This window comes from Bradyrhizobium sp. CCGB12 (assembly GCF_024199845.1).
Classification (GTDB): Bacteria; Pseudomonadota; Alphaproteobacteria; order Rhizobiales; family Xanthobacteraceae; genus Bradyrhizobium.
Window position 1 is genome coordinate 91,248 of record NZ_JANADO010000002.1, and the last position, 12,501, is coordinate 103,748.

Annotated in this window: 12 protein-coding genes; 8 read left to right on the top strand and 4 right to left on the bottom strand. The window is 58.7% G+C overall.

Annotated features, from left to right (window positions below; translation table 11 throughout):
- The first annotated feature begins 12 nt into the window (after positions 1–12).
- Positions 13–1,548, top strand: a complete 1,536-nt coding sequence (locus tag NLM27_RS41720) for an alpha-N-arabinofuranosidase (RefSeq protein WP_254149156.1) — start codon at positions 13–15, stop codon at positions 1,546–1,548.
- Between the two features lie 402 nt (positions 1,549–1,950).
- Here NLM27_RS41720 and NLM27_RS41725 read toward each other — a convergent pair whose 3' ends face one another.
- Entirely contained in the window at positions 1,951–2,313 is a 363-nt protein-coding gene (locus NLM27_RS41725) for a dienelactone hydrolase family protein (RefSeq protein ID WP_375142346.1), read from the bottom strand.
- Positions 2,304–2,621, bottom strand: a complete 318-nt coding sequence (locus NLM27_RS44255; RefSeq protein WP_375142347.1) for a dienelactone hydrolase family protein — start codon at positions 2,619–2,621, stop codon at positions 2,304–2,306. Before NLM27_RS44255 ends, NLM27_RS41725 begins: the two co-directional genes overlap by 10 nt.
- A 501-nt stretch (positions 2,622–3,122) precedes the next feature.
- On the opposite strand from NLM27_RS44255, the gene NLM27_RS41735 reads away from it, so the two are divergent.
- From NLM27_RS41735 to NLM27_RS41745, 3 genes are all read left to right on the top strand, one after another.
- A complete protein-coding gene (locus NLM27_RS41735; protein ID WP_254149157.1) occupies positions 3,123–3,290 on the top strand; it encodes a hypothetical protein in 168 nt (55 codons plus the stop codon).
- Positions 3,291–4,348: 1,058 nt separating this feature from the next.
- Positions 4,349–5,428: a DNA-binding protein gene (locus NLM27_RS41740; RefSeq protein WP_254149158.1), complete on the top strand. Its 1,080-nt coding sequence runs from the start codon at positions 4,349–4,351 to the stop codon at positions 5,426–5,428.
- Positions 5,429–5,695: 267 nt separating this feature from the next.
- Positions 5,696–6,502 (top strand): hypothetical protein, encoded by an 807-nt coding sequence (locus tag NLM27_RS41745; protein WP_254149159.1) that lies wholly within the window; start codon positions 5,696–5,698, stop codon positions 6,500–6,502.
- Between the two features lie 305 nt (positions 6,503–6,807).
- Here NLM27_RS41745 and NLM27_RS41750 read toward each other — a convergent pair whose 3' ends face one another.
- Positions 6,808–7,779 (bottom strand): ABC transporter substrate-binding protein, encoded by a 972-nt coding sequence (locus NLM27_RS41750; protein WP_254149160.1) that lies wholly within the window; start codon positions 7,777–7,779, stop codon positions 6,808–6,810.
- Positions 7,780–8,006: 227 nt separating this feature from the next.
- Here NLM27_RS41750 and NLM27_RS41755 point away from each other — a divergent pair, with 227 nt between their 5' ends.
- Both NLM27_RS41755 and NLM27_RS41760 read left to right on the top strand, forming a co-directional pair.
- Positions 8,007–8,780, top strand: a complete 774-nt coding sequence (locus NLM27_RS41755) for an IS5 family transposase (RefSeq protein WP_309144824.1) — start codon at positions 8,007–8,009, stop codon at positions 8,778–8,780.
- 281 nt (positions 8,781–9,061) lie between these two features.
- Complete coding sequence (locus tag NLM27_RS41760; RefSeq protein WP_254149161.1) at positions 9,062–9,217, top strand: hypothetical protein; 156 nt, start codon at positions 9,062–9,064, stop codon at positions 9,215–9,217.
- Positions 9,218–9,300: 83 nt separating this feature from the next.
- On the opposite strand, the gene NLM27_RS41765 is transcribed toward NLM27_RS41760, so the two are convergent.
- Positions 9,301–9,468, bottom strand: a complete 168-nt coding sequence (locus NLM27_RS41765) for a hypothetical protein (protein WP_254149162.1) — start codon at positions 9,466–9,468, stop codon at positions 9,301–9,303.
- Between the two features lie 171 nt (positions 9,469–9,639).
- Between NLM27_RS41765 and NLM27_RS44260 the strand changes: the two genes are divergently transcribed.
- Positions 9,640–9,942: a LuxR C-terminal-related transcriptional regulator gene (locus NLM27_RS44260; RefSeq protein ID WP_375142348.1), complete on the top strand. Its 303-nt coding sequence runs from the start codon at positions 9,640–9,642 to the stop codon at positions 9,940–9,942.
- Between the two features lie 290 nt (positions 9,943–10,232).
- Complete coding sequence (locus NLM27_RS41770; RefSeq protein WP_254149163.1) at positions 10,233–11,180, top strand: ABC transporter substrate-binding protein; 948 nt, start codon at positions 10,233–10,235, stop codon at positions 11,178–11,180.
- Positions 11,181–12,501: the final 1,321 nt, after the last annotated feature.

The window sequence follows — 12,501 nt, forward strand, 5'->3', positions numbered from 1 at the left end:
AGCAGGAACTTCATGGCCAAAGCTACCATTATCCTCGATCCCGCCTTTGTCGTCGGCAAGACGGACCCACGCCTCTTCGGCAGTTTCGTCGAGCATCTTGGACGATGCGTCTATGGCGGCATATTCGAGCCCGGACATCCGACCGCCGACACTGAAGGCTTCCGACAGGATGTCATGGAGCTGGTTCGCGAACTCGGGGTCACAGTCGTCCGGTATCCAGGCGGAAATTTTGTTTCCGGCTATAACTGGGAGGATGGCGTTGGACCGGTCGATCAGCGGCCACGGCGCCGCGAGCTGGCCTGGTTCAGCACGGAAACGAATGCGTTCGGGACGAACGAGTTCATGAGCTGGTGCGCCAAGGCCAGACTCGAACCGATGATGGCCGTAAATCTCGGCACGAGGGGCGCTGACGAAGCGAGAGAGCTGCTCGAATATTGCAACGTGGAAGGCGGCACGGCGCTGAGCGACTTACGGCATCAACACGGACATCCGTCCCCTCACGGCGTCAAGCTCTGGTGCCTCGGCAACGAAATGGACGCCCCGTGGCAGATCGGCGCCAAGACCGCGGTCGAATACGGCACACTGGCGCGCGAGTCCGCCAAGCTCATGCGCTGGCTTCAGCCCGATATCGAGCTGGTGGCATGCGGCTCGTCCAGCCGCAGCATGGCGACCTTCGCCGAATGGGAACGCGTTGTCCTGGAGGAGACCTTTGACGTGGTCGAGTATATTTCGCTCCACGGCTACTTCTCCAAGCACGGTGACAAATCACGAGATTTCATGGCCGAAGCTGATCTGGTCGGCCGCTATATCGACGAGATTGTCGCAGTGGCGGACGGGGTAGCAGCTCGACGGCGGTCGTCCAAGCGGATCATGCTGTCCTTCGATGAATGGAACGTCTGGTATCGCACCCGCGATCGCGCGACCCGTACCAAGCCCGGCTGGCCCGAAGCGCCGGCCATTCTCGAAGAGCTATTCACGATGGAGGATGCGCTTGTCTTCGGCGCCGCCCTCCTGACACTCATCAACCGCTGCGACCGGGTCAAGGCCGCATGCGTGGCCCAACTCGTCAACGTCATTGGGCTGATCATGACCGAGACAGGAGGACGCGCGTGGCGACAGCCGATCTTTTATCCATTCAAGCACGCATCTGATTGGGCGCAGGGAACAGTTCTCGACATGCGCCTAACGTGCGGAACTTTCACAGCGAGCAATGGCGACCAGTTTCCGGATATCGTCAGCGCTGCCGTCCTCGCGGACGGCGGAAAGAGCCTGTCGCTTTTCTGCGTAAACCGCAACTTCGATCAGCCGATTGATCTGGTGCTAAGCTTGCGCGGTATGGAGCTTCGCAAATTGCTTGAAAGTCGTGTCATGAGGTCAGAGGATCTAAATGCGACCAATACTGCGGATGATCCGGAGCGCGTGAAACCCGTCAGAGGTCCCAATGCGGCCATCCGCGATGGAGCTTGGCAGCTGACTATTCCACCGGCATCTTGGAGCGTATTCCGCTTTTCGTCCTTGCCCAGAAGTGCAGAAGCCAGCTCAACGTAACCCTCGACATCCTGATTAAACGCACCCCGATCTAGCTGGCGACCTCGATTTAGGCCCTACTTCCGCTGCTGGTCCCAACGGTTGCAGCCGCGGCCAAAAGTTGGAGGCAGAGCAGACGTCCCGCCCACCCTGCTGCGCCAAACTGATAAGCTTTCGGCATTTTCCTTATCAGTTCGCGAGCTGACTCCATTGTGCGAACGCTTTAATGGTCACGATCGGGACGTCTGCTTTGCTCCAAAATAGCAAATCGCCGCTGCACCTAAAGTGAGGTCAGCTAAGTGCCATTGGCGAACTCACGTTCGCCGTCCCCCCGTCAAAGTGACAGCCCGAAACTGCAGTCCGGCTAATCCTCGGCTGAACCAGCCACAGATAAAAAGGGCCACCGCGGGGTGACCCGTTTGCTTATTTTTGAAGGTTTGCGGCAAAGAATTTGGCTGCTTCGGCCTTCGCTTCCTGATCAGCTTTGGCGTCATATCTGAGCGGCAAGTTGAACTTCTTGCCGAGTTCGGTCGCTTCGGGATTCGTGAACGCGTGCACAGCACCGGGATACTCGATGATCCGATAATCGGCCTTCGCTGCGTCGAAGTCCTTCTTGAGCGCATCGTACTGCTCGCGTTTCACGAACGGGTCGTCCGCGCCGTTGAGAATGAGGATTTTAGCTTTGACGGTTCCCGGCGCCGGTGCAGGAGTGTTGAGGCCAAGTGATGCGTGAAAGCCCGCAACGGCGGCGAGATCAGCGCCGGCGCGCCCCATGTTCAGCACCACCGCGCCGCCGAAGCAGTAACCAACTGCGCCGACCTGCTGGGGATTGACCGAGGGGCCTGCTTGGCGAGTTGCTCCCGCGCAGCGTTGAAGCGCGCCTCCATCGCCTTCGGGGCCATCATCACCGATCCCGAGAGCGCGCCTGCGTCCTTCGGGTTGTCGGCGGTCTTGCCGTCGCCGTACATATCCGCAATGAACGCTGTGTAGCCCTGCTCTGCGAACTTCCGTGCCTCGTTATGGATATGCTGGGTGATGCCCCACCATTCGTTGCACCAAGACAATACCGGGCCGCTTGGCCTGGGTCGCGGCATCGTAGACAACGAAGCCCTTCATCGTGGTCTCGCCGTCCGTGTAGGTGACTGGTTCTTCCTTGATTGCTGCGTGTGCGCTCGCGACCATTGCGATGGCGCAAAGCGCTCCCACTATGTTCGTTCGCATGCTGACCTCCCGCGCGTTTGGCACACACTACATTGGCATACCAGCGTTTCCTGCGCTAGGCTTGAAAGCGGTGCCAGTGTCCGCGCCAGTAGCGCGTAAATTTTCAGATGTTTAGGCGTCCAGCTTGAGGCGGAGCGTGCCGATATGCTGTTGGTCGCTGTCGTGTGACCGATGCTGTAGATGTCGCCCATGGGCCATAGGCTTCGTTTTGGTCGCCGCTAGTCGCTTCCGGTCTACTCCGATTGACGGGCGATTCTGGCGCCGCCCATGGGCATCGCATAGGGTTGATCCTTTGGGCGGTCCAATCACGCATCGTCCGATTTTTGAATGTGCTACCTAGCTCGGTGGCGAAATGTGCGCAGGAGAAGCCGGTCATGACTGACGATCAGGTCAATCTCGTCGTTCAGCACCTTTGCGAGCAATTGCACTTGGCGCTCCGACTGAAGGACAGCGAGGCGCATCCATCAAATGCCAGGGATATTGGATTTGATCCTGCCTCTGTAAGAACTGTATTGGGACTGGGTTACGTTCGGCGGGTGTAACGATGATCCATCACAAGGCAGCCAGCGGGAACGAAGAGCCGCCATGGTCCTAAACGCGAAACGCGGGGAAGAAGCTTCCAATGAATGCGGGTGGGGAGGAGTCAGAAATCCGATGCTCCAATTGGGAATGGCTGAGTCAGTGGCATCTCGGACACACTTCGCCGCCCTCGATGTCAGCTCAGGTCTTCTCGCAAGCTCTTAAAGAGGATGCCGCAACTTCCCCCCGGCAGGCCTCGCGCGATAATCGATTTCGGCTCGCAATGCGCTTCGTGTAATACTGTGTTTTGCGCGCACCAGCGGCTTTAGCCTGCGCTGTCCCCACATACAGAAAGTCGTCACCTTTGCGGCGGCCGATGTACAAGGCATCCCATTTGGCGCCACCTAATGCATAGCCCGCGATAGCTAATGTTTTGCCCTGAGCGCATGTGACCTCTACCCAGCCGTTGCGCCGTCCGCTTTCGTATCGAACCTTCACGCAGCATTGCGAATTCTGACACCAAGCTCTTCACTTGGCGTGGTCACAACCGGGCGCTCATGTACCACGAGATGAACGAGCGCAAGGCATCACTTAAGCAAACCAGGCGCAATATGGGCCACATTCTCACTAACGCTGGTCTTGAGCGCGGTGGCGTAAAAACATTTCATTTCTCAAAGATAGCGATCCTTGAGGCGCATTATTTCGCCTCCGGAGGTAGGTAAGAGTTCTGTTGCGTGGCTCCATGGCGTCGTGGGGAGGCTAACAACTGGAACAGCGCCCGTGCGGCCTTGTATCGCGCCTCGGGGCGGCTGCGCTCTCGTCCTTTGAGCAAGCATTTGCCCGCCCTGGTGCGCACCAACCAGCCCCAGCTTCGACCCTGTCCACGCAAATCGATATCGAAGGTTGGAAGTTCGTCAATCCTACTCTCGCGAAAGGTGCGCTTGAGACTCTCGTTCATGCATGGGGCTCACTTGGCCGCGACTCAACCGCTTGATAATGCGAAAGTCCTGATGCAGCATGGCCCAATTGGGCCAAATGCTTCGAAGTGCTGGGGCACATTCGACTAAGGTCGGAATGGTGGATGGAACCGTTTGATCGGGAGCGGCTTACGCGCGTGTTGGCCGTTGCCGCGATTGATCCCTCTCGCTGGACGGAGGCACTGGAGACGGCGGCGGCATGTACCGGGTCGTACGGCGCGGTCCTGTTGCCGGTGGTCGGAGCCTTGCCGATCGTCTCGGCGACTCCCTCCATGGATCGCAGCGCAGATTTGTACGTCAGGGACGGATGGCAATCTCGCGACGAGCGCTACCGTGGCAAGATCCCCTTCTTGAGCAAAGGCGTAGCTACGGACGACGATTGCATGCCCTTGGACGCCCGCAAGCGTTCGCCGTTTTATCAGGAGTTCCTTCGGGCCTGTAATCTCAACGGCTGGGCCGGAGTTCGGATTGGTCGGGGAGATCTGGTTTGGAATATGAGTCTTCAAAGGACGCCCGACCAAGGTCCTTATTCGGCAAGCGAACTGCATTGCCTTTCCGGGCTGGCCGACACTTTGGACTCGGTTGTTCAGATCTCCGCAGCGCTTGGGCTGGCAAAGGGGGAGTCTGCGCTGAACGCATTCGAATTCTCGGAACGCGCGGCACTCCTGCTCGACCGGTCGGGCCATGTAGTGCGCGTCAATACAGCGGCGGAACGACTGCTCGGAGAAGATCTGCAGATTTCAGCTGGGCACATCCGCTGCCAGGATCCGAAGTCGAATGAAGCTCTGGACGGCGCGATCCGAACTCTGTTCTGGAGCCTCGACGCCTTCACCACCGCACCCGTGGTTGTGCAAAAGCTCTCAGGCGGGCGGCTTGTCATTTATCCGATGCGGCTCCCTGGTCTCACTCACTCCCCTCTTTCTGCTTTTCACGCGATCGTTGTTATATCCGACACTGACCTGATGCATTCGGCCGACGCGACGACATTGCGCGACGTCTTCGAGTTGACAGCCGCCGAGTCGCGGCTCGCAGTGGCGCTTACGAATGGTAAGGACCTTGAGACTTATGCGACCGAGCGAGGACTTTCGAAGCAGACCCTGCGAAACCAACTAAAGTCTATATTTCTGAAGACGGGGACAAATCGCCAGGCGGTGATGCTGTCGAACCTCGTTCCGAAGAAGTAAGCAATTTGCTCGCTTAGCCCGTTTGGGTCATGCGCTCGCCTCCGCGCGCGATCGAAAGTTTGTTGATCGAGCCTCTGCCGAGACCCGGCCGCAGTAGTCCACAATGCACTGATCATCCAAACAGATGTCCATACCTGCAATTCCCAACGAATCTCCCAAACATCGATGAGCGTAATTCCGGATTGCATCAACTCTCACCCTCACCGCCCCGCCCGTTGGCCAGGTAGTCGGTGCGCTTCGCCACGCGAAATACGATCGGAGTGGCTGATGAAGGCGATCAACCGTACAACGCGGGTCGCCGGCGTTGTCGCCGTATCAACTCTGATCGGAGCGGCTGCGTTCGCGCAATCCGCCGATCAGATGCTGGAACGTTGCCGCGAGACAGTGGGGCGCTCGATCGTGGCCGCCTGCATGCAACGAGGCGGTGGCAGCCTCGAAAGGTGTCGCGCGAAGGCAACCCCAGCAGTCAGGCGATGCATGGCAGGGAATGGGGACGACGCCACCGCCCGGCAGAGCCAAGACTCTCCTGTACGCGACACAGGGGAAGGCACATTGGCCATCCTGATGCCGGGAGCTGGCGGGGCCACTCCATCCGACTTCCTTGTCCGCAACAAGGGACGGATTGGCGGGTCTGGCGTCTCGGTCGTGGTGACGACGTCGTCGGCGCAAGCCGCTGCGCTCTCGCAAAGCGCGTCCGCCAAAGGTCGCAAAGTCGTCTTGGTGGGCATGAGCCGCGGATCGATCGACGTCGCCAATGCGTTGGCCTCCGGAGCCAAGGCCAATGGCGTGGTTTTGGTCTCCGGTGCTTACGATAACGTCCGGTCGAGCATCGGGGCGCCGTCAAGACTGCCCGCAACGCTGGTCATTCACCACCGAAACGACGAATGCGAGGCGACCCCGGCGTCCGCCGTTACATCCTTCATCGCATGGTCCGGTGGCCGCGCGTCAACGCACTGGATTGACAATCAAGGAGCGCCCGTGCCGAATCCTTGTGGCCCGCGCGGCGCTCACGGCTTCTTCATGCAGGATGGAGCCGCTGTTTCGGCGATCAACGGATTCATCCGATCTCGCTAGAAGAACGATCTCCTAGGCAGATTTACAAGTCCGCATCCAATACCAGAACCTTGCAGCGGCGGCCTCAACTTAACTGCCGGAGGTTACCAATGATGACGCTGCCGCGCTGCCTTGAAGGGAGCGGACGGGAAGACTGGTTATCGGGACACACGAACCTTGACCTAGGCCGTGTACCCATAAACCCGGCGGCGTGATGCGACTAAAGCGATGTCTGCTTTGCCCCTATAGCGACCGACTTCGGGCGGCAGCGCAATATGTCGCGATGGGCCATAACCGGACCCATGCGCTGGCAGCAAACAGCGCGTCTATTCGATCACCTCGTCGGCGCTAGCGAGCAGCGCGGGCGGCACATTAAGGCCGAGCGCTTTGGCCGTTTTCAAATTGATCACCAACTCGAATTTGGTCGGCTGCTCAACCGGCAGATCGGAGGGCTTGGCGCCTTTGAGGATCTTATCGACGTAGACGCCTGCACGACGATACAAATCGGCTATACTGGGGCCGTATGAAATCAATCCGCCATTGGTGACGAATTGTCGGTAGAGATAGCTCGCGGGCAGGCGATGCTTCGTCGCCAGCGCGATAATTCGTGGGGCGTTGTTAACGGTCAAGGTATCGCCAAAGACATTTATTGCATCGGCGTGCTGGGCTGCGGCCGAGGCAAATGCGATGTCGATTTCCTCGGCCGTGGTCGCCTCAAATACCGGGAGAGCCACACCCAGGTTTCGGGCAACTTGGGGCAACTCCTCGGCTACGGTAAGCATATGAAATGGATTGCTCGGGTTGACCAAGTTCGCAATTTTCGAGGCGGTAGGAACTATTTCAAGCAGGGTTTGTATCGCTTTGCTGGTGAAGTTTCCGGGCGCGAAGAGTGATAGACCCGTCATGTTGCCGCCGGGACGCGACAGGCTTTCGACGAGGCCAAGCCGGACGGGATCGGCCACCGCCACGAATACAATCGGAATGCTGGCGGTCGCCGATTTTAGGGCGACGGCTGTTTGTGTGTTGGTGGCGATAAGCAGATCGGGCTTGAGGGCGACGAGTTCGGCCGCTAGCCCCGGTATGCGCTCGGCGTGGCCCTCGAAATATCGGTAGTCAATGATCAGGTTCTTGCCTTCGATCCAGCCGTGACCGCGCAGGCTTTCGTCGAACACTTTGAGGATCGGCAAATTTTGAACGTTGCCAAGCGTGCCGACCCGGCGAGAGGTCGCCTGCGCCCACGAACGTCTTGGCGAAACGAGCAGTGCCGCCGTAGCCGCTATGAACTTCCGCCGCTTCATTCGATCCTCATCTGAGCTTGAGGACGAGACGGCACAGTATCACGTCCCCATAGTGGTCGCACTCTGCGGATGCAAATGCTGCGTCGCAAATGCCGCGCAGGCGCAGGACGGCTTTGGGTCATTTCGACGCATTTGTCGAAGATTGAGGACCAGTTGATGTCCGCTCCTGTCCGTAAGCGCCGTACCAAGAGCGGGCCAGGAGCGTTGCGTCTGGCCGGACTACCGTGATTCAACTCCCGAACTGGGGGCTCGAATCATGCGGTGAATGGACCGCTATCAAGCCGATGCTGCCGAACAAGCCGCGTGGCGTTCCTCGGGTGAACGACAGACGGGTCCTGAATGGCATCTTCTGGGTCCTCCGATCAGGAGCACCCTGGCGCGATCTGCCGACGGCGTTTGGCCCATACACCACTTGCTACAACCGCTTCGTTAGGTGGCGGCGGGCCGGTGTCTGGGACCACATCATAGAAGCGCTTGCCACTGCCCATGATGCCGCTGTCCAGATGATCGACACCTCCATTGTCCGCGTGCATCAGCATGGAGCCTGCATCACAAGAAACCAGCGCCAATCGATGGGAAGGTCCCGCGGCGGCTTGACGAGCAAAATCCATGCGGTGGTCGATCGCAATGGTCTGCCGGTACGGCTGGCGCTGAGCCCGGGTGAGGCCCATGATGTTCGACTCGCCGGAAAACTGCTGTCTCGTCTGAAATCCGGGTCAATGCTGCTTGCTGACCGTGGCTATGATGCGGACTGGATAAGGGAGCTTGCCATGAAGAAGGGCGCGTGGGCCAACATCCCGCCGAAAAGCAATCGCAGCGATCCGATCTGCTTCAGCCCCTATCTCTATCGTGCTCGCAACCAGGTCGAGCGGTTCTTCAACAGGATCAAACAATGTCGTCGGGTGGCGACGCGCTACGATAGGCTCGCCGCCAACTATCTCGCATTCGTTCAACTCGCGTCAATCAGACTATGGCTGCGCCTTAATGAGTCCGCGTCCTAGATCAAACAGCCTCACAAACCGAATAGTTGCCTGCGTTGAGCTGCACCGGAGGAGCAGGCAATGGCCATTCATCGCTCCACGTGGATGATGCATCTTCTGGCTTGGGCAATAGCCGCCATTGGTCTCCTCGCGATCCTTTCGATGGCGCTAGGGCCGTCTTGACGGCAGTGAACGTCGCCGCGACGGGGCATTTTGTGCAGTGCGGTAAGCGAAGCGGACGGATTGCCGATCTCCCGGGAGCAACCAAGAACTGAGGACGACCAGCTCCCATGGACGAAGACTTGGCCGCACTGCTGGACCGAGCCGACGACGCGATTTCGGAGAGCAAGCGGCTTGTGCAGCAGAACCAGGCGAACATCGCGGAGTGCCGGCACTGGTTGCGGCACTTCAGCTGGATGATCAACCATCTTAAGTCGCGCCAGCGTCCGAAATCCTGAAGCGAGTGGCAGGTCTTTGGCCCTCAGCCGAACAAGGGGGCCCATTGCCACGTCGGCTACGGGCGGTGAAAGGGCTTGCTGTGCTAGGCCGAAGCTGATTGTTCAGTCTTACCATCTGAACCCTTGCGCAGCGCCTCCAAGGCTATACGGGCGTGGGCGGCTGCTTCCTGGTTGCCCACCGCTTCGATCTTTTCTAAAGCCCAGGTCAAATACTGCATAGCAACCTGTACATCAGCAATTTGGTCGGTCATAGGACCGTTTCTACCGAATTATGATCGGTTCGTCCGCACTTGCTGCGCATGAGCGAATTGCATCCGCGATGACGGCTGTGGTCAAAAGTGAACGGTCTCGTGGTGACGGAAGGAGCATGATCCGGGGTTGCTCCCCGAGTTCAGCGCTTCTGAATTAGCAGAGATTACGCAGTGATCGAGGGCAGTATTCCCATTTTGAGCCCACGGGAGAAGCGCCTCTTGCGGCGCTTAGCCCGAGGTTGCTCTGACCGCACCATTGCGGCTCAAATCGGCGGAAGAGCTGATCAAGTTGGCGAACAGCGGAAGAAGCTGCTGCAAAAGCTGCAACTCAGGTCCCAGTCTCAGATTGTAGACGCCGCCGCGCGATGGGCGTCTTGGCCATCTTACAAACTCACGAGGGCCGCCGACGAAGCGGAGGTTTTGCCGGAGCATAAGGAGAACGGCGGCTGCGAACCGCCGTCTGATCTCGGCTGATCAACACCGGCAAGGATATCGCCCGGACAAATGTACTGCCCGTAGCCGTCATAGTAGCAGCCGGGGAGGCGACGTTTAATGTACGTCCACTTCACCGCGCCGCGCGGGCCGTCACTTCCTCTGATGGCCCTGAGCTGAACGCCACGAGAGCCATTGTTATGTCTGCTGTCTGAGGGAAGCCGGACGTCGCCCGACTGAAGGCTGAGCGCCGCTTTTGACCCCGAAGCCGACACCAATCCTCGCCTCCAACGTGTTACACTGAAACCCGGCAAGATGTTCCCGGATCTCCCATGAAGCGGCGCGAGTTCATCACGCTGATTGCTGGCGCTGCGGCATTGCCGCTCGAAGCCCGCGCACAGCGGGCTGGCCGGCGATATCGCGTTGCGGCATTGGGGCCGGTACCGCTGAGCTTCTTCGATGAGCTGGGCAGAGCGGGCTTTGTCAGAGGCAGCAACCTTGAGATCGACAGCCGTGGCGAAAGCGTGGCTGCCGTTTCTTATGCCAGTGCGGCCGTTGAACTGACCGAGGCAAGCCCAAATGTGCTGATGGCGATCGGAGCCGAAGCAGGGCGTGCCGCACAGAAAGCAACGCAGCGCATTCCGATCGTGGTGATCGCGGACGACTTGCTTGCCAGCAAGCTTGTCGCCTCGATGCCGCGTCCCGAAGGTAACACTACTGGTGTCGCCATCTTTGCGTTCCAGCTCGACGCGAAGCGATTGGAGTTGCTGCGTGAAGCATTGCCGGGTACCCGGCGAATAGCCGCTCTCGCCGACCGCCTGCCGATACCAAACATGAGTGCGCTCGAAGGTGCCGCCAAGAGGCTCGGCGTCGAGATCGTTCCGTTCGCCGCGCGATCCGAGGAAGATCTCATCCGTGTGATTGACGCCATGAAGGTCGAAAGGGTAGAGGCCGTCAACCTGCTGGCTTCGCCGATCCTGGCATCGAAATTCCAGTACCTGATCCGCGATCGACTGGCCCTCCGCCGCCTGCCCGCCATTCTGCAGTGGCCCGAGCAAGCGGAAGAAGGCGGACTGATGGGATACGGTCCCCGCCTCAGCACGGTCTTCGACCAATGCGCGCGTCAGGTCGCAAGACTATTACGAGGCGCAAAGGTGGCCGAGGTGCCTGTTGAGCAGCCAACAAAGTTCGAACTGGTTATCAATCTCAAGACAGCAAGAACGCTAGGTGTCGAAATGCCGCCGATGCTACTCTCTCGTGCCGACAGGACAATCGAGTGAGCTCTCGATTTCTTCTTCTGGCCCAACGGCGACCGTCAACGATGTCTGTTGTTTGTGCCGCTGCTAAGGGATGAGCAGGCATCTTGGAGAACCCAAACTAAGCGCGCGATTTTATGAGTACACGCCCTAGTTAAGGGCATCGACTACTCCGTCACGGCTCTCTTGGCGTGCCCAGGAAAGCCCTTGCAACAGGCCGCAGGCAATACCGACGCCGAAGTCCGGCGCGACGACGAACTGACGCTTCAGCACGAACTTTATGGCGTGCCTTCGGCAACCGCTTGATTTGGCGAAGGGCAAGATTGCGGCCGAAGACCCCCCACCGCTGCCGAGGCGAAGGCTTGGCCTGCTGAGGAGGAGAAGACGTGGCTCGCGGCGTAGCAGGCAAAGAAGGCCGAGCAAGGCTGAAGCGGCCGCTAGGGCTGCCAAGGCGCATCGGAGGTTAGCCCCATGTGGTTTCTGTCTGGTTAGGAAAGTTAGCCGTAACCTGAAACAAGGTTGGCTAACGATTTCTTTGCGATCGGTCCAGTTTTCGATTCTGAGATCAACTCGACGGCAATGTTCGCCTGATAAATATCCTGCATTGAGCATCTCTTCCCGCACATCGCGGCCTTATTGCTGGAAATCGTCTATGTCATTCGAAGCTCGGGACGCCTTAGATCACCGTATCGAACAGTTGATGCGGGGAAACGTCGCGGATGACACCACGATTGAACGAGGCGAGTACAGGTGTGGACGCGTAGCGGGCCATATTACCGTCGACTTGGCACTAGGCTGGATCAGAAATCCGAGATCGGACGTCGGAGCAATTCACCCTTCGAACTCTTCCTACTGCAAGAGCTACGATGATTTAGACGCGATTTCCAGGAAGCAGTTAGATGGAGCCATAGCCAGCCAACGGGAAGCTGATCGGCTTAAGGCAGCGTGGCAGCCACACGGCAAGATCCTTTTGGATCAGGACGGCACAAAGAAGACGGTTCGCGACTTCGAGGTGAGTTGGTATTACCACGAAGCATGCGGCGCGTGCCGAGGCCATGGTGACACGCATTGCTATCATTGCACTTGGGGAAAGGCTGTATGTCCGTCATGTGCCGGATCTCGGGGTCAATATCATCACGGCAATTCGGGAACAGTCTGGCAAAACTGCGGGGGGTGCTACGGATCCGGTAAGGTGCCCTGTTATCACTGTTACAGCACAACGCGAATACCTTGCCAGACCTGCAGCTCAACTGGTTTTTTCACGCACATGCATGAGGCGCAAATCACAGCTAAGATCCAAGCTGCATATCATCTAGCAGACGCTGACAAAGACGGTATCCTTGCC